Annotated in this window: 18 protein-coding genes; 16 read left to right on the forward strand and 2 right to left on the reverse strand. The window is 28.7% G+C overall.

Going from position 1 to position 18,162, the window contains the following annotated elements:
- Nucleotides 1-18 precede the first annotated feature (18 nt).
- Together AMRN_RS01585 and AMRN_RS01590 are read left to right on the forward strand one after the other, a co-directional pair.
- The gene (locus AMRN_RS01585; protein ID WP_099312732.1) at nt 19-2,217 is read left to right on the forward strand and encodes a sensor histidine kinase; all 2,199 of its coding nucleotides are present in this window, start codon (nt 19-21) and stop codon (nt 2,215-2,217) included.
- Nucleotides 2,198-2,854 carry a response regulator transcription factor gene (locus tag AMRN_RS01590; RefSeq protein ID WP_099312730.1) on the forward strand — a complete coding sequence of 219 codons (657 nt, stop codon included), beginning with the start codon at nt 2,198-2,200 and terminating at the stop codon, nt 2,852-2,854. The genes AMRN_RS01585 and AMRN_RS01590 overlap by 20 nt, the downstream gene beginning before the upstream one ends.
- A gap of 20 nt (nt 2,855-2,874) precedes the next feature.
- Here AMRN_RS01590 and AMRN_RS01595 read toward each other — a convergent pair whose 3' ends face one another.
- On the reverse strand, nt 2,875-4,206 hold the full coding sequence (locus tag AMRN_RS01595; RefSeq protein ID WP_099312728.1) for an alanine/glycine:cation symporter family protein: 1,332 nt from the start codon (nt 4,204-4,206) through the stop codon (nt 2,875-2,877).
- Between the two features lie 183 nt (nt 4,207-4,389).
- Between AMRN_RS01595 and trxB the strand changes: the two genes are divergently transcribed.
- The 4 genes from trxB to mnmL all read left to right on the forward strand — a co-directional run bounded on the left by trxB (nt 4,390) and on the right by mnmL (nt 8,502).
- Nucleotides 4,390-5,319 (forward strand): thioredoxin-disulfide reductase, encoded by a 930-nt coding sequence (gene trxB / locus AMRN_RS01600; RefSeq protein ID WP_099312698.1) that lies wholly within the window; start codon nt 4,390-4,392, stop codon nt 5,317-5,319.
- A gap of 10 nt (nt 5,320-5,329) precedes the next feature.
- The gene (gene dapB / locus AMRN_RS01605) at nt 5,330-6,103 is read left to right on the forward strand and encodes a 4-hydroxy-tetrahydrodipicolinate reductase (RefSeq protein ID WP_099310744.1); all 774 of its coding nucleotides are present in this window, start codon (nt 5,330-5,332) and stop codon (nt 6,101-6,103) included.
- Between the two features lie 87 nt (nt 6,104-6,190).
- Nucleotides 6,191-7,540, forward strand: coding sequence for an amidophosphoribosyltransferase (gene purF / locus AMRN_RS01610; RefSeq protein ID WP_099310743.1), 1,350 nt, complete (start codon nt 6,191-6,193; stop codon nt 7,538-7,540).
- A complete protein-coding gene (gene mnmL / locus AMRN_RS01615) occupies nt 7,540-8,502 on the forward strand; it encodes a tRNA modification radical SAM protein MnmL/YtqA (RefSeq protein ID WP_099310742.1) in 963 nt (320 codons plus the stop codon). Before purF ends, mnmL begins: the two co-directional genes overlap by 1 nt.
- 23 nt (nt 8,503-8,525) lie before the next feature.
- Here mnmL and AMRN_RS01620 read toward each other — a convergent pair whose 3' ends face one another.
- Entirely contained in the window at nt 8,526-9,422 is an 897-nt protein-coding gene (locus AMRN_RS01620) for a LysR family transcriptional regulator (RefSeq protein ID WP_099310741.1), read from the reverse strand.
- 118 nt (nt 9,423-9,540) lie between these two features.
- Between AMRN_RS01620 and AMRN_RS01625 the strand changes: the two genes are divergently transcribed.
- From AMRN_RS01625 to AMRN_RS01670, 10 genes are all read left to right on the forward strand, one after another.
- Nucleotides 9,541-11,595, forward strand: coding sequence for an ATP-dependent helicase (locus AMRN_RS01625; RefSeq protein ID WP_099310740.1), 2,055 nt, complete (start codon nt 9,541-9,543; stop codon nt 11,593-11,595).
- Nucleotides 11,596-11,647: 52 nt separating this feature from the next.
- Nucleotides 11,648-12,496, forward strand: a complete 849-nt coding sequence (gene truB / locus AMRN_RS01630; RefSeq protein ID WP_099310739.1) for a tRNA pseudouridine(55) synthase TruB — start codon at nt 11,648-11,650, stop codon at nt 12,494-12,496.
- Nucleotides 12,497-13,267: a 4-(cytidine 5'-diphospho)-2-C-methyl-D-erythritol kinase gene (locus AMRN_RS01635; protein WP_099310738.1), complete on the forward strand. Its 771-nt coding sequence runs from the start codon at nt 12,497-12,499 to the stop codon at nt 13,265-13,267.
- The gene (gene smpB, locus AMRN_RS01640) at nt 13,267-13,737 is read left to right on the forward strand and encodes an SsrA-binding protein SmpB (protein ID WP_118897339.1); all 471 of its coding nucleotides are present in this window, start codon (nt 13,267-13,269) and stop codon (nt 13,735-13,737) included. The genes AMRN_RS01635 and smpB overlap by 1 nt, the downstream gene beginning before the upstream one ends.
- A 147-nt stretch (nt 13,738-13,884) precedes the next feature.
- Nucleotides 13,885-15,354 (forward strand): cytochrome-c oxidase, cbb3-type subunit I, encoded by a 1,470-nt coding sequence (gene ccoN / locus AMRN_RS01645; RefSeq protein WP_099310736.1) that lies wholly within the window; start codon nt 13,885-13,887, stop codon nt 15,352-15,354.
- A gap of 15 nt (nt 15,355-15,369) precedes the next feature.
- Nucleotides 15,370-16,053, forward strand: a complete 684-nt coding sequence (ccoO, locus tag AMRN_RS01650) for a cytochrome-c oxidase, cbb3-type subunit II (RefSeq protein WP_099310735.1) — start codon at nt 15,370-15,372, stop codon at nt 16,051-16,053.
- Nucleotides 16,054-16,062: 9 nt separating this feature from the next.
- Nucleotides 16,063-16,293: a CcoQ/FixQ family Cbb3-type cytochrome c oxidase assembly chaperone gene (locus AMRN_RS01655; protein ID WP_099310734.1), complete on the forward strand. Its 231-nt coding sequence runs from the start codon at nt 16,063-16,065 to the stop codon at nt 16,291-16,293.
- Nucleotides 16,290-17,180, forward strand: a complete 891-nt coding sequence (locus AMRN_RS01660) for a c-type cytochrome (RefSeq protein WP_099310733.1) — start codon at nt 16,290-16,292, stop codon at nt 17,178-17,180. Before AMRN_RS01655 ends, AMRN_RS01660 begins: the two co-directional genes overlap by 4 nt.
- A 1-nt stretch (nt 17,181) precedes the next feature.
- Nucleotides 17,182-17,421, forward strand: coding sequence for a DUF4006 family protein (locus AMRN_RS01665; protein ID WP_079580043.1), 240 nt, complete (start codon nt 17,182-17,184; stop codon nt 17,419-17,421).
- 103 nt (nt 17,422-17,524) lie between these two features.
- A complete protein-coding gene (locus AMRN_RS01670) occupies nt 17,525-18,154 on the forward strand; it encodes a hypothetical protein (RefSeq protein ID WP_099310732.1) in 630 nt (209 codons plus the stop codon).
- Nucleotides 18,155-18,162: the final 8 nt, after the last annotated feature.

Here is an 18,162-nt window from a genome sequence, read left to right on the forward strand (position 1 = left end):
CTTAAATCTAGGGAAAAAGTGAAATATAAAAAATTATTACTTCTTTTTTTTATTCTATTTAATACCTTTGCTTTTGCACAATTTGAAAAAAATGTACTTATTTTAAACTCTTATCACAGAGGTTTCTTATACAGTGATAATATTATTAAAGGAATTGAACAGAGTTTTTATAAAAGAGGTGAAGTAGATATAAATGTTTTATATATGGATTATAAAAGAGTTAACTCAAAACTATATTTAAAAAAGTTGGTTGATTTATACTCCTTACAACTAAAAAGACGTCAGTATGATTTGATAATTGCAATAGATAAATTTGCATATGATTTTGCAATTAAAAACTATAATAAACTTTTTAAAAATGAACAAATTGTTTATAGTGGAATTGAAGAGTTTGATAAATCAAAACTAGAAAAATATAATTTACAAAATAGAGTTCATGCAATACTTTCAAGAAGAGACATAACAGATAATATTAAATTTATAAGTAAAGTTATCCCAAAATTAAAAAAGTTATATATTATAAATGATTCTTTAAGTAGTGAAAAAACAAATATATATGTAGAAAAAGCATTTAAACAAATGAACAAAAGATTTGAAGTTGAATATATTCAATATTCAACATTAAAGAAATTAAGTGATGAATTTAGTGTAAAAAAACTAAATGAAGCCATATTTTTTGTGAAGTTCTATGAAAATGAGAAAAAAAATTTAAATAAAGATAGTGAAATAGCAAGGTTCCTAAATTCAAGTAAACTAGCAGTTTTTGCAACAGATGATCTTTTTCTAAAAAAGGGAATAGTTGGAGGAAAATTAGTTCCCATTGTAAAACTTGGACAAGAAACAGGTCAAGTTGCTTTAGATATATTAGATAATAAAATAGACTTTATGGTTAGAAAAAGTATAGCTTATGATTATAAGTTTGATAGTTTAAAGCTAGGTGAATATAAAATAAATCCATATTACTACTATAATAACTATGAAATAGTAAATAAGCCATTGGATTTTTTTGAAAAACATAGAACTTTTTTAGAAATACTTTTTTTGCTTTTTCCTTTATTGGTTTTACTTGTTATTGGCTTACTTCATAATATATACTCAAGAAGAAAAACAGAAAAATTATTAAAAGAGAGAATAGATTTTGATGAAACCTTATTAAATGCAATTGAAAGTCCAATATTTTGGCAAAACAAAGATGGAAGAATTGTTGATTTTAATACTAAGTTTAGCTCTATGATTGGAATATCACAAGAAAATCTATATCTTAGTTCATTAAGAAAATTAAGAGGGATAAAAAGAGTAGGTAATCTTTTACTTGCTTTAGAAAACTATTCAAAAAAACCAGAAAATAATTCCCACTTTAATTTTGAGATAAAAGATGGTAAAAAAAGAGTATATTTAATAAAACAAGCAAAATATAAAGATGAAAAATCAGAAAATTCTGGACTTGTAACAATACTTACAGATATAACAAAAGAAAAAGAGATTGAACAAGAAAAAGAGAGAAATCAAGAGTTTTTAATACAACAGTCAAAACTAGCAGAGATTGGAGAGATATTCTCAGCAATTGCACATCAGTGGAAAGCACCTTTAGTTGAAATTACAACAATTGCACAAGAGAGTTTTTATACAAATGAAGATAATAATAAAGAGAGTGAATCTTATGTAAAAGATATCATGACACAAGTAAAATATATGAATGATACAATAAATGATTTTCAAGATTTTATAAAGCCATCAAATAAAAAAACAATTTTTGATGTTCATGAAGCAATAAGTTCTCTTTTAAAAATAGTTGAGCATAATATTAGATTTAATTACATAAAAATAAATATAAATTTAAAAACAAACACAAATGTTATGGTTTATGGTTATAGAAATGAGTTTATGCAAAGTTTATTAAATATAATAAATAATGCAAAAGATGAGTTAGTTAAAAAAGATTTTAATAATAGAAATGTAAATATTGAAATTTTTAATGATCAAGATAAATTACTTATAACTATAAAAGATAATGCAGGTGGAATAAATGAAAAAGATATGGAAAATATCTTTAATCCATATTATTCAACTAAAGAAGATGGAAGTGGAATTGGGCTATATATGACTAAAGTTATTATTGAAGATAAAATGAACGGTAAAATACAAGTGAAAAATACTAAAGTAGGTGCTTGTTTTACTATTATATTGGAGCAAAACTATGAAAATACTCGTACTTGAAGATAACTTAAGGCTTTTGAAGTTAATAAAAAGCTCTTTAAACAAAGAGGACTTTGTTGTAGATTGTTTTGATAATGGTCAAGAAGCTTTAGAAAACTTAGAAAATGGATACAAATGTTTTATTCTTGATATAAATGTTCCTTCAATTGATGGGATAACAATCTTAGAGTATATAAGAATGAACCATAAAGATATCCCTGTATTAATTATTAGTTCAAATCATGATTTAGAAAAAATAGAAAAATCATATAAAATGGGTTGTGATGATTATATAAAAAAACCATTTTATATTTTTGAATTGATTCAAAAAGTAAAAAAGCTTTGTAGTCCTACTTCTTCAAAGTATGAACTTACTTCAAATACAATATTTGATATTAAACAGCAAAAACTTTATATAAATGGTATTGAGGTTTTTTTAACAAAAAAAGAGATTTTATTTTTAGAACTTTTTTCTCAAGATTTACATCATGTTGCAAGTTATGATGAAATTGTAAATTATGTTTGGGAAGGTGAAGAAACAAACCTTACAAATATAAGAGCCATGATAAAAAGATTAAGAAAGAAAATCCCAATTGATAGTATTGTGATTGTAAAAGGAATGGGTTACTCTTTAAATAAAGAGGCAAAATTTATTTAATAATACAAGAGGAAAACCTCTTATATTTTATCTTCTTTAAAATATCTTTTTGTTTCAGAAGAGATGATATTTGATAATAGTAATAATCCTACTAAGTTAGGAATTGCCATAAGCCCATTTGCAAGATCTGAGAAATTCCATACAAGCTCAAGTTTAAGCATAGCTCCAACTAAAATAAAACTAATAAAAACAATTCTATATAGTTTTATTACTTTATGTCCTAAAAGATACTCAAATGCTCTTTCCCCATAATAAGACCAACCAAGTATTGTTGAATAACCAAATAAAATAGTTGCAACAACAATTACAATTGCACCTGTATCTCCTAAGAAAAATTCAAAACTTTTAAGTGTTAACTCTCCAGCACCAACACCTTCTTGCCAAGCAGGAGCCATAAGAATAATAACAGCAGTTGTTGTACAAACTATAAGTGTATCAATAAATGTTTGCGTCATAGATACCAAAGCTTGTTTTACTGGGTCGTTTGTTTTAGCAGCAGCAGCAGCAATTGGAGCAGAACCTAAACCTGATTCATTTGAAAATACTCCCCTTGCAAGACCATATCTAATAGCAGCAGCAACAGCAGCACCTGCAAATCCACCACCTGCTGCAATTGGATTAAATGCATGATAAAAAATCAAACCAAATGCATCTGCAACTTTATCTAAATTTGTAAATATAATTATGAAAGCTGCTGTTAAATAAATTGCAATCATAAAAGGAATTAAAAAAGCAGTAGTTTTTCCAATTGATTTAATTCCTCCTAATATTACAAATGATGTAATTGTTAAAAGTGTTATACCTGTAATCCATGTAGGAACAGAAAACTGTGTTAAAAGTGCATTTGCTACTGCATTTGACTGGGTCATGTTTCCAATACCAAATGATGCTAATACTGTAAAAAGAGCAAATGCAGCGCCTAATTTTGGCATATTTGCACCTTTTGCAATATAATACATAGGACCACCTTTATAACCGTGTTTCCCTTTTTCTCTATATTTAACAGCTAATATTGCTTCTGAATATTTTGTTGCCATACCAACAAGTCCTGTTACCCACATCCAAAATACAGCTCCTGGCCCACCAAAAGTAATTGCAGTTGCTACACCAACAATATTTCCAATTCCAACTGTAGCTGCAAGAGCTGTTGTTAGTGCTGAAAAGTGTGAAATATCACCTTTTGCACTCTTTTCTTTTACAAAAATTAGTTTTAAAGCATGCCCTAATGCCCAAAACTGCATACCTCTTAACTTAATTGTAAGATATAATCCTGTTCCTATAAGTAGTGTTAACATAGGAACACCCCATACAAATGAGGAGATTGCAGAAATTATATTTTCTAATGTTTCCATAAACTTTTTACTCCTTTTAAACTTTATAAAATAGCAAAATATATATTAAATTTAAGAAAGAATTCAACTATTTAATAATCAAAATTAATAAACTTAAGTAAATAAATTAGGGTTATTTGATTAACCTAGTGCTTAATGTTTTTACTGTATGATTCTTCTTTAATACAATAAAGGAATTTACACATGTTAGATTTAGCGATAATAGGTGGAGGGCCAGCAGGATTAACAGCTGGATTATACGCCACAAGAGGTGGATTAAAAGATGTAGTAATGTTTGAGATGGGGATGCCAGGAGGACAAATCACAGGAAGTTCAGAAATAGAGAACTATCCAGGACAAGAAAAAGTAATGTCAGGATTAGATTTGATGCAAACATGGCCAGAACAAGCAATGAAGTTTGGTTTAAAACATGAAATGAAAAAAACAACATCAGTTGTTAAAAATAATGATATTTTTACATTAACTACAGAAGATGGAAATACATATGAAGCTAAAGCTGTTTTATTAGCAACAGGTTCAGTTCCAAGACGTGCTGGATTTAAAGGTGAAAATGAGTTCTTTGGAAGAGGGATATCAACTTGTGCTACTTGTGATGGATTTTTTTATAAAGGAAAAGAAGTAGCAGTTATTGGTGGAGGAGATTCAGCATTAGAAGAAGCAGTATACTTATCAAAGATATGTTCAAAAGTATATGTAGTACATAGAAGAGATACATATAGAGCAGCACCTACAACAATAGAGCATATGAAAAATACAAAAAATATAGAAGAAGTAACAAATGTAGATGTAGAAGAAGTATATGGAGATATGTCAGGAGTTACAGGATTAAAAGTAAAAAGTAAGATTGATGGAAGTATCAAAGACTTAGCTGTACCAGGAGTATTTGTATTTGTAGGAAGAGATGTATTAAATGAGCCAATAAAGAATGAAGATGGAACATTTATATGTGAAACAAACAAGCAAGGTGAGGTTATTGTTGATTTAAAAATGAAAACTTCATTACCTGGTTTATATGCTGCTGGTGATGTTAGAATTGATGCTGCTAAACAAGTGGTTTGTGCTGCTGGTGATGGTGCTACTGCTGCTGTTGATATTATTGAATTTTTAGGATAAGAGGGGAAAGATGTTAAAAGTTGGTATTGTTGGAAGTACAGGAAGAGTTGGAACACTTCTAATTGATGATTTAAAAAAAGATAGTGAGGTGCAACTTGCTGGTATTCATGTATTTGATAAGTTAGAAAAAGATGTGCCTAGTGATGTTATTGTAACAAATGATATGAAAGTTTTGATGGATAGTGTTGATGTAGTAATTGATTTTTCTGCACCTAGTGCTACAGAAGAATTGTTAACACAAGTAATAGATAATAATGTTAGAAAACCTTTAGTTATCGCAACAACAGGTTTTTCTAAACATCAACAAAACTTACTAATTGAGGCTAGTAAACTAGTTCCAATTTTATATTCAACAAATATGAGTTTAGGTGTTGCTGTTTTAAATAAACTTGTTTCTTTAGCTTCAAAAACATTAAGTGATTTTGATATTGAAATTGTTGAACAACATCATAGATATAAAGTAGATTCTCCATCTGGAACGGCTTTAACATTAGCAGAACATGCAGCACGTGCTAGAGATTTGGATTTAGATAAGGTTAGAGTCTCAGGAAGAGATGGAGATATCGGAGCTAGAACAAAAGATGAAATCGGAGTTATGAGTTTAAGAGGTGGTGATATAGTTGGACGTCACACTGTTGGACTTTATAATGATGGAGAGTTTATAGAACTTCATCATACTGCAACTGCAAGAAATACTTTTTCAAAAGGTGCGATAAAAGTTGCTAAATGGCTTGTAAATAAAGAACCAAGTTTATACTCAATCAATGACGCTTTAGGTCTATAAAATCAAAAAACAAAATTCAAATTTAAAAGAGAAAAGAAATTTCATAGCGCATCAAGTTCACTTTTCTCTTTTAGTAAGGTTAAATAAATGTGTGCAATAGTGGGAATTTACGATAATGATAATGCAGCAAGACTTGCTTCCATAGCTCTTTTTGCTATGCAACATAGAGGTCAAGAAGCAACAGGTATATCTTCTTCAATTAATGGGAAAATCCATACAATTAAAAATAGAGGTTTAGTATCAGAGGTTTTTGATGATGATGCTTTAAAAATATTAAAAGGTAACATGGCAATAGGTCATAATAGATACTCAACAGCTGGAGGTGATTCTATTTTAGATGCACAACCTGTATTTGCAAAATACAAGCTAGGTGAGATGTCTATAGTTCATAATGGTAACTTGATTAATAAAAATGAAGTAAGAGAAGAATTGACTAATAATGGTGCAATTTTTCAAACAGGAATGGATACTGAAAATTTAATTCATCTTATTGCAAAAAGTAGTGAAAATAGATTAAGAGATAGAATTAAAGAGGCACTAAATAAAACTATTGGTGCTTACTGTTTTATTGTTCAATCAAGATCAAAACAGTTTGTAATAAGAGATAGGTATGGAATCAGACCTTTATCTTTAGGGAAATTAAAATCAGGTGGATATATTGTTGCTAGTGAAACTTGTGCGTTTGATTTAGTAGATGCAGAATTTATTAGAGATGTAAGACCAGGTGAAATGTTAGTTTTTAGTGAAAAAACTAGTGAACCTGAATCAATTCAGCTATTTGAGCCTATATTTAGACCTTGTGCTTTTGAATATGTATATTTTGCAAGACCTGATTCAGATATTGATGGAAAAAATGTTTATACAACTAGACAAAATATGGGTAAAACACTTGCGCAAAATGATAAAAATAAAGATTTTAAAGCTGATATGGTAGTACCAGTTCCTGATTCAGGAGTACCAGCAGCACTTGGTTATGCCTCAGAAAGTAAAATACCATTTGAATATGGAATAATACGAAATCATTATGTTGGAAGAACTTTTATTGAGCCAACACAAGAGATGAGAAATTTAAAAGTTAGAATGAAACTCTCTCCTATGAAATCATTAATCAAAGGTAAATCTTTACTTGTTATTGATGATTCAGTTGTAAGAGGAACAACTTCAAAAAGAATTGTAAAAATGTTAAAAGACGCAGGAGCAAAAGAGGTTCATTTTAGAGTTGCAAGCCCTGAGATTAAGTTCCCTTGTTATTATGGTATTGATACACCAAATCAAGAAGAGTTAATCTCTTATAAGATGACAAAAGATGAAATTTGTGAATATATTCAAGCGGATTCACTAGAATATCTTTCAATTGATGATTTAAAAAAATCAATTGGAGATGATAGGAATTATGCCCTTGAAAGCTTTGATGGAGACTATTTCGTAACAAAATAATGAGTAATATAAAAGAAGTTTTAACAATAGGAAGATATTTTAGACAAAAGTTTAATGAAACAATTTATAAAGTACCAATTTCAATTTCTGGATTTACATGTCCTAATATTGATGGAACTGTAGCTAAAGGAGGGTGTTCTTTTTGTGAGAATGACTCTTTTTCTCCAAATTTACAAGAAAAAAAACCTAAATTTAAATTAAATCCAAATGTTGAAGAAAATCCATACTTGCAAAATCAATTAAAACAGCTTGATATGCAATTTAATGCAACAAAACAAAGATTAGAAAATAAATTTAATGCAAAAAAATTTATAGTATATTTCCAATCTTTTACAAATACTTACGCTCCTCTTGAAACATTAAAAGCTTTATATTCTAAAGCTTTAAGCTATGAGAATGTAATTGGACTTTCAATTGGAACAAGAACTGATTGTGTAACTGATGAAATACTTGATTATTTGGTAAGTTTAGCAAAAGATAAAGAGATTTGGATTGAGTATGGAATACAATCATTTTATAATGAAACTCTTGATGAAATAAATAGAGGTGATTCAAGTGAGAATATGAAGTATTGGATAAAAAGAACTAAAGAAAAAGGTTTAAATGTTTGTGGTCACTTAATATATGGGCTTCCAGGTGAAACACAAGATATGATGCTTAATACACTTGATGAAACAATACGTTTAGAAGTTGATTCTATAAAATTTCATCCTTTGTATGTGGTGAAAAATACTCTTTTAACAGCAAAGTATAAAAAGGGAAAATTTACTCCAATTAGTGAAGATTTATATATTGATACAGTTGTCAAATCTATAAAAAAACTACCAAATAATATATCAATTCAAAGGGTAACTGCAGGAATTGATGATAACACTTTACTTTCACCTAGTTGGTGTAAGAATAAACATAAACAAATGTTTAAAATTAGAGAAGCTTTACTAAAAGAAGGATTTGTATATTAAAAGCTAGGAAGAGTTTCCTAAGCTTATTTTATCTTTAGTAGATAATCAACTACATTTTCGATGAAAGCATCGTGTTTTCTATCTTTTCTATAGGCAATATATAGTTTTCTAACCATTTTTTGATTTCCTACTCTTGATTCATATAATGCATCAGCTTTAAGAAGTGATTCAATAGCTTTTCTTGATACTACTGAAACTGTTGGTTCTTCATCTTTATTTGAGTGTAATACTGTTTGAACAATAGTTGTTGCACTTGTAACTTCACTTGTCACATTAAATGTATCACAATCTGGATAGTTCGCTTTATCTAAAGACTCTTTAAATATAAGTCTAGTATGTGAATCTGGATTTCTACAAACCCATTTGTATGATAATAGATCTTTTGCTTTAGCTTTTGGAGGTAGTGGTTGATTTGAGAATATTACAATTTCATCTTCCATCCATTCTCTATAGATTATATTTTCATCAGGAATATAGTTCTCAACCAAAGCCATATCTATTTTTTTGTCTAGTAAATCTTCAATTGCTTTATGTGATACTGAAACATTTATTGAAACATCATTATTTATGTTTTCTTTTAAATTGTTCAAAAATTTAGGTAATATATAATTTCCTATGATAAATGAAGCACCAAATACAAAAGTTACATCCTTATTCATGATTTTTAGTAATTCTTTTTCTGCATTTGTTACACATCTTTCAATTTTTTGAGCAATTGAATATAACATTTGCCCCTCTTTTGTAAGCCTTATTCCATTTTTCTTTCTATCAACAATTTGAACATCTAAATACTCTTCGATATACTTCATTTGTTGTGTCACTGCAGGTTGAGAAATACCAAGTTTTGCTGAAGCTTTTGAGAATGATTTTTCCCTTACAACAGTTAAAAACGTCTCTATTTTTGCAAAATCAGTTAGCATTATTTTTTTACCTTTATAATTCTTTATGATAATAATAACATTTGTTTATAAATAAATAAATTAAGTAAAAAGTTAATTTAACTAAATTATGATATAATCTAGAATTATTGGAGAAGAAATGTCGGAAAATTTTTTATTATCATTAAACGATTCACAAAAAAATGCAGCTCAACATATCGATGGTGCATTACTTATTTTAGCAGGTGCAGGTTCGGGTAAAACAAAAACTATTACCACGCGATTAGCATATCTTATCTCAATAGGAATTGACCCTGCTTCTATATTAACTTTGACTTTTACAAATAAAGCAGCAACAGAGATGAGAGAAAGAGCATTTTCACTTATTGACTCATCAATTGTGCATACACCACCTTTACTTTGTACCTTTCACAAGTTTGGATTACTTTTATTGAAATTTTATATGAGTGAATTAGGAAGAAAAAATAATTTTATAATAATTGATACTGATGATAAAAAAAGAATTCTAAGATCTATAGACAAAGAGCTACCTCTTCCACTACTTGCAAGTGAAATCTCAAAATATAAAAACTCTATATTATCTCCAAATGAAGCAAAAGCTACTGCACAATTAAAGCTATATCAGGAAATTGCTGATGTGTATGAAAAATATGAGAATTATTTAGAAAAGAATAACTTAGTTGATTTTGATGATTTACTTTTATTACCATATAAAATATTATGTAATAATGAAAAGTTAGCAGAAGAAATAAGTCAAAAATATAATTATATAATGGTAGATGAGTATCAAGATACAAATGAATTACAATACAAGTTATTAAGAAAATTATGTGCTACTCACAATAATTTATGTGTTGTTGGTGATGATGATCAATCAATTTATGGTTGGCGTGGGGCTACTATTAAAAATATACTAAATTTTACTGATCATTTTGAAAATACAAAAGTTGTAAAACTTGAAGAAAATTATAGGTCTACTAATACTATTTTAAATCATGCAAATCAATTAATTGAGCACAATAGAGATAGACTAGGGAAAAAATTAGTTAGTACAAGAGAAGATGGAAATAGTGTAAGAGTTTATGAATCACATGATGAAAATGAAGAAACAAGAAAAATAGTTGATGATATAAAAAATCTCATTTCTAATGGTGAAAGAGCAAGTGAAATGGCAATACTATTTAGAGTAAATGCTCTTTCAAGATCACTAGAAGAGGGCTTTAATAAATCAGGAGTTGCATATAAACTTGTTGGTGGTATGAAGTTTTATGAAAGAGCTGAAATTAAAGATTTGATTGCTTATTTTAGAATACTTACAAATAATAATGATAATTTCTCATTAAAAAGAATTGTAAATAAGCCTAAAAGAGGAATTGGTAAAACAACAATAGAAAAGCTAGATGCAAAATCAGCCCAAACACAAAAACCAATTTTTCAATTAGTTGAAGAGTTAGAACCAGAAGAATTAGCACAAGTAGTAGGAAAGAAAAATTCAAGAACATTAAAAGTTTTTATGGCATCAATTATGGATTTAAAAGAGGCTTTAGAAGAATCAAAAATGAGATTTTTGGATTTATTTGAGGATACTTTTGATTATAGAAGTTCTTATGATAATGCTCCTGATGGATTTGATAGACAAGCAAATATTGATGAGTTTTATGGATATATTAGAGATTATTTTATTCAAAATCCACATCTAGGTTTAGAAGACTTTTTAAATGAAATTGCATTGGAGTCTGAAAATAGTGAGTTTACAGAAGAGATGGTTTCTATGATGAGTATCCATGCTTCAAAAGGGCTTGAGTATAAACATCTATTTATAATAGGACTTGAAGAAGGATTTTTCCCTATTATTGGTGATGGAAGTGATATAGAAGAAGAAAGAAGACTTGGATATGTTGCTTTGACAAGAGCTATGGATAATTTAACTTTATCTTTTGTTCATTCAAGATTTTATAAAGGTAAAAGAGCATCACTTACAAAAAGTAGATTTTTAAGTGAGAGTGGCCTTATAAAAGGGTGTTTAACCCTTGAAAAAAACTCTGCATATAAAAAAGGTGATTTAGTAAAACATAAAATCTTTGGAATGGGAAGAGTTCAAAAAGCTGTTAAAGCTGGAAAAGAGTATAAACTTACTATAAACTTTGCAGGACAAATAAGAGATATACTCTCTTCTTTTGTAGAAAAAATATAAAAAACTATTATTAAATAAAATATAAAAATTTTTTGAGTGGAAAATAAAGCAAATGCAAAAAAGACTTTACAATAAAGAGTTGTTAAATAAACTATTGGTTGTAAATAAACCAATGTATATTAGTTCAAACTCATATTTAAATAAAATTAAAAGAAAATATAAAAATAAAAAAGCAGGTTTTAGTGGAACATTAGATCCTTTTGCTTGTGGTTGTTTAATAGTAGCTTTTGGACAATATACAAAACTATTTAAATACCTTAAGAAAACACCTAAAAAATATAAAGCAGTTTTATGGTTGGGCGTTAGTTCATATTCTGAGGATATTGAAAATATAATTGATATTAAAGATGAAAAAATTTTAGATATAAATGATATACAAAACGAAATAGAAAAATTAAAAGGAGATATTGAGTATCTTCCTCCAAAATATTGTGCCAAAAAAATAAATGGTAAAAGAGCATATGAGCTAGCAAGAGCTGGGATTGAAGTAGAATTAGAAAAACAAGTTATGAAAATTAGTGATATAAAATTAATTTCATATAATCACCCTTTTATTACTTTTGAAGCAACTGTTAGTGAGGGCTCATATATTAGAAGTTTAGCTCAAATACTTGCTAAAAATTTAGGAGTTACTGGTACTTTATCTTATTTACAAAGATTAAATGAGGGTGAATTTTATTTTCAAAATGAAAAGGATTTGAATCCTTTGGATTATTTGGATTTAGAAGTTAATAATTATACAGGAAATAAACAGTTATTAGATGATGGGAAAAAAATACCAATTGAAAACTTAGAAAAAAAAGATAATGGAAAATATATCATTTTGTTTGAAGAGTTTTTTAGTATAATTGAAATTTCAAATGATAAAGTTTCATATGTATTAAATAAGGTAATTAGATAAATGCAAGTTAGTATAAAATCATATGCAAAAGTAAATATATTTTTAAAAATATCACAAAAAAGAGAGAACTATCATGAAATAGTATCAAGATTTGTAAGAGTAAAAAATCTTTATGATACTATTAGTTTTATTCCAAATAATGAAACAAATGAGTTTAATTTAATTGGTGATTTTGGGTGTAAACTTGAAGATAATACTATATATAAAGCATTTTTACAATTGAGAAAATATTGTCCAAAAATTGACGCATTTTTTAGAGTATATAGTATAAAAGTAGAAAAGAATATTCCAGAATTTGCGGGACTTGGTGGAGGCAGTTCAAATGTGGCTGCATTTTTAACTTTGGCAAACAAACATTTTAACTTATATTATAAAAAAGAGAAATTAGCAAAAATAGGTGCAAAAATAGGTGCAGATGTTCCTTTTTTTATATATGAATATGATAGTGCAAATGTAACAGGAGTTGGTGAAATAGTTCAAGAGTTTAAAGAAGAGCCTTTAAATATTGAAGTTATTACTCCAAAAGATATCAAATGTCATACAGGCAAAGTTTTTACTTGTTTTAGAAATGAGTTTTATAAACAGATTTCAAAAGATAAAAGCAATAAGCTTTTATCAATGAAAAGTAGTGAGATTTTAAATAAACTCTCACTTGAAAATGCAAATGATTTATATTTGCCAGCAGTAAAACTATATCCAAAGCTAAAAGAGTATGCAAAACAAGATTGCTTTTTTAGTGGAAGTGGAAGTTCATTTTTTAAGGTAATATAATGGCAAAAGAAAAAAGTAAAAATTTAGAATTTAAAAATAAAAAAGCATTTCATGATTATTTTATCTTAGATAAGTATGAAGCAGGAGTTGTACTTGAGGGAAGTGAAGTAAAAGCCTTACGTGAGGGAAGAGCAAACTTAAAAGATAGCTTTGTACGAATTATAAAAGGCGAAGTTTTTATTTTAAATATGCATATTTCGCACTTAAGTACAACTCATAGTACATATAGACCCGATGAAAGAAGAAGTAGAAAACTTTTGTTAAATAAAAAAGAGATTGAAAAAATGTTTACTAAAGTAACTAAAGATGGAGTGACACTAGTGCCACTTAAAATGTACTTTAATTCAAAGAATGTAGTGAAAATTTTAATTGCCACAGCACAGGGGAAAAAGCTACATGATAAAAGAGAAGATTTAAAAAGAAAAACAATGCAAAGAGAAACACAACAAGCATTGAAAAACTTTAAATAGTTACAAATTATCATCTTTTTTATAAATTAAAGAAACCTTAAAAAAAAACATCAGTTATTAAGCTTAACTTTATTCAGTTTTAGCTAAGATTTTTTTTAAGTGACAAACCTGTGACTTGATATATAAAAAATTAGTAGGAGGAGATTGATGCAAAACGGTGCAAGAATTGAGTATGATTACTCAGTTGCAAAAGCCTTTACATTTGCAACAATTTTGTTTGGTATCATTGGTATGGTAGTTGGTGTTGTTTTAGCATTTCAATTAGCATTTCCAGAGCTAAATCATTTAGCTGGGGAATATGGTACATTCAGTAGATTAAGACCATTACATACTAATGGTGTTGCATTTGGTTTTACACTTAGTGGTATCTTTGCTACATGGTATTATGTAGCTCAAAGAGTTTTAAAGGTGTCTTTAAAAGAATCACCATTTTTAATGACAGTAGCAAAGCTACACTTTGTGTTATATTTCATCACTATTCTTTTAGCAGTTGTAACTTTATTTATGGGTTATACAACATCAAAAGAGTATGCTGAATTAGAGTGGCCATTAGATATTTTAGTGGTTGTTTGGTGGGTATTATGGGGAGTTTCTATTTTCGGATTGATTGGAATTAGAAGAGAAAGAACTCTATATATCTCAATTTGGTATTATATTGCTGCATTTATTGCAATTGCAATGTTATACTTATTTAATAATATGGAAGTACCTACATACTTCGCTTCTGGTGGTCATGGTTCATGGTTACACTCTGTTTCTATGTATTCAGGTTCAAATGATGCGATTGTACAATGGTGGTATGGACACAATGCGGTTGCATTTGTATTTACTGTTCCAATTATTGCTATGATTTATTACTTTTTACCAAAAGAATCTGGACAAAATGTTTATTCATATAAATTATCTATTCTAGCATTCTGGGGTCTATTATTTGTTTATTTATGGGCTGGTGGACACCACCTTATTTATTCAACTGTTCCTGATTGGATGCAAACAATGGGTTCTGTTATGTCAGTTGTTCTAATTTTACCATCATGGGGATCTGCTATTAATATGCTTTTAACTATGAAGGGTGAGTGGAAACAATTACAAACAAATACACTGATTAAATTTATGATTTTAGCATCTACATTTTACATGTTATCAACTATTGAAGGACCAATTCAATCAATTAAATCTGTTAATGCAATTGCGCACTTTACAGACTGGATTCCTGGACACGTTCACGATGGTGTATTAGGATGGGTTGTATTTATGGTTATGGCAGCATTATTTCATATGGCACCAAGAATGTATGGAAGAGAGATTTATTCTAAATCATTAATGGATACTCAATTCTGGTTACAAACAACTGGTATTGTATTATACTTTACTTCTATGTGGATTGCAGGTATTACTCAAGGTATGATGTGGAGAGCTTATGATGAGTATGGTTCATTAGTTTACTCATTTATTGATACAGTAACTGTATTACAACCATATTATACAATTAGAGCTGTTGGTGGGTTATTATACCTAATTGGTTTCTTTATGTTCTCATATAACATGTATAAAACTGCAACTGCAGGTAGAATACTTGATAAAGAACCATTAAATGCTTCACCAGTTGCAGCTTAGGAAAAGGGGTAAATAATGTTTCATTGGTTAGAACAAAGACCGTTTTTCTTTGCGGTATTCGTATTTATTTTTGTTGCATTTGCAGGTATTATTGAAGCAATTCCTGATTTTGCAAAACAAAGTAGACCTACAGTTGGTACAAAGCCATATACAGTATTGGAGTTAGCAGGAAGACATGTATATATTAAAGATTCATGTAATGCTTGCCACTCACAATTAATTAGACCATTTAAATCTGAAACTGATAGATATGGTATGTACTCTTTATCTGGAGAATATGCTTATGATAGACCATTTTTATGGGGATCAAAAAGAACAGGTCCAGATTTAATGAGAGTTGGAAACTATAGAACAACAGACTGGCATGAAAACCATATGTTAGATCCAAAATCAGTAGTTCCAGGTTCAATTATGCCAGCATATACTCATCACTTTGAGAATATAGCTGATTTAGATACAGCTTATGCAGAAGCATTAACTGTTAAAAATGTATTCAATACTCCATATGACCAAGATTTAGATGGTGATGGAAAAATTGATGTTAAACTTGGTGATTATGAAAGTGCAATTGCTACTGCTAAAAAACAAGCAGAAGAGATTGCAGCTGATATGAAAAACCAAAAAGTAAAAGATGCCGTAGCAAACGGTCAAGTTCCTGAGATTGTTGCATTAATTGCATATTTAAATTCTTTAAAATAAGAGGGCATTATGGATTATGAGACTTTACTGAATCTTCAAGGTTATTTGAAGTTTTTTTTAGTACTTATTGTGTTTATTATTTTTTACTCATATGCTTTTTCTATTTATAAAAGAGAAAAAAAGGGTGAGAAAAATTTTGAAAAATACTCAAATCTTGTTCACGATGATTCTATAAAGTCTGACCCTCTTGAGCAAAGAGAAAAAGAAAAAGAGATAAACGAGAAGGAGAGTATCAAATGAAATCTATGGTAATAGGTGGAATTATTCTTATCATCGCTCTAATGGCAGGAACTTACTTTATTGCAGGTGATGCTTTTAATAGTGATGATTATATTAATAGTTTAACTATGCTTGGTGCAGTAGCAATTATTTCAATTACAGTATTTGTAGCACTTAAGTATATTAATCAAATTAAAAATGATACTGCTAGTGGTGAATTAGCAGAAGAGAAGTGGGACGGTATTGGTGAATATAAAAATCCTATTCCAACTGGATGGGGACTTGCATTTATTGGTACATTAGTTTGGCTATTTTGGTATTGGTCAATTGGTTATCCAACAAATGGATTCTCTCAAATTGGTCAATGGAATGAAGAGACAATTGAGTATAATAAAAAGTTTGCTTCAAAATGGGAAAATCCAAGTGAAGAGACTTTAACAGCAATGGGTGAATCAATTTATTTAGTTCAATGTGCACCTTGTCATGGTATTGATGCTGAAGGAATTGAAGGAAAAGCTCAAAACTTAACTCATAGAATGTCAAAAGAGTCTATTGAGTACGTAATTAGAAATGGTGCAAATAACCTTAAATCTAGTTATCCAGGTGGAATGCCTCCTATGATGTTATCTGAAGAAGCTGATATACAAGCAGTATCTTCTTATGTTGCAGGTGGATTTAAAGGTGAACAACCAGCGGCTTATGGAGTTTGTGCTGGATGTCATGGAGCTGATGGAAAAGGTATAGCCTACGTTGGTCCAAATATTGTTGATTATACAGATGCTTTAGTAACATCAGTACTTAACAACGGTAAAAAAGGTGCTATTGGTATGATGCCAAGCTTTAAAGGTAGACTAAACCCTACTCAAGAAAAAGCATTAGCAACTTATATTAGAAGTTTAGGAGAGTAGTATGGCTGGAAATACTCAGATGAATGAAAATGAAAGAGGACTTTTTTCTCTTCTTCATGGAATTACAGGTATGTTAATTGCAACTGTGTTATTACTTACTATATTAGGTGTATTAACATATGGTGCAATTAAAGTACAACAAAACGAAGCAACTAACTTCTATAAGATTAATCAAGATCTAAATGCGCTTAAAGCAAATAGTAAAGATAATCACGAACAGTATGAATTAGTTGGAAAATAAGGGGAAAGCTATGGACAAAATTATTGGAATTTTATTATTGGCTTCAGCAGTTTACTCTGTGTATTTATCTTTCTTTGATTCTGCTAGAGTGTTTGTTGGATAAATGAAAGCTTTAAAACTTACAAGAATGGCAGTGCTTTTTGCACTGTCACTTCTATTAACATCTAATCTTTATGCTTCACAATTTATACTTAGTAATGATGGATTAATTGACAAAAGAGCAGTTGAAAAGATTGAACAAATAGGGCAAGAATCTAAGCAAAAACTTGGTGTAAATATTTATGTTTATGTAAAAAGAGGTTTAGGACTTGAAGATGATATATCTACAAAAGATAAAATTGAGTTTATTAAAAATCAAGAAAAAGAGTTAATTCCTGTTTTACAAAAACCATATGTTTTATTAACTATGGCAGTTGATGATACTCATGTAAATTTAATTGTATCTTCACAATTAAAAGAAATTGTAAATAAAAATGAAATCTTAAATGAATACGTAGTACCATTATTAGCTTCAAAAGATAAAAATACTGTTTTTGCAAAAGTTAGTGCTGCAGTGTTAAATGGTTATGCAGCAATAGCAGATACAATTGCACAGTCAAAAGATATCAAGCTTGAAAGTAGTATTGGAAGTTCAGGAAAAGTAGCTGGAACTATATGGCGTGTATTTATGTATACTCTTGTAGTAGTAGGTTTACTTTTATATATTTTTGCAGTACTAAAAAGAAGAAAGTAGGAATTTTA

Origin of the sequence: Malaciobacter marinus, from assembly GCF_003544855.1 — a bacterium.
Lineage (GTDB): Bacteria > Campylobacterota > Campylobacteria > Campylobacterales > Arcobacteraceae > Malaciobacter > Malaciobacter marinus.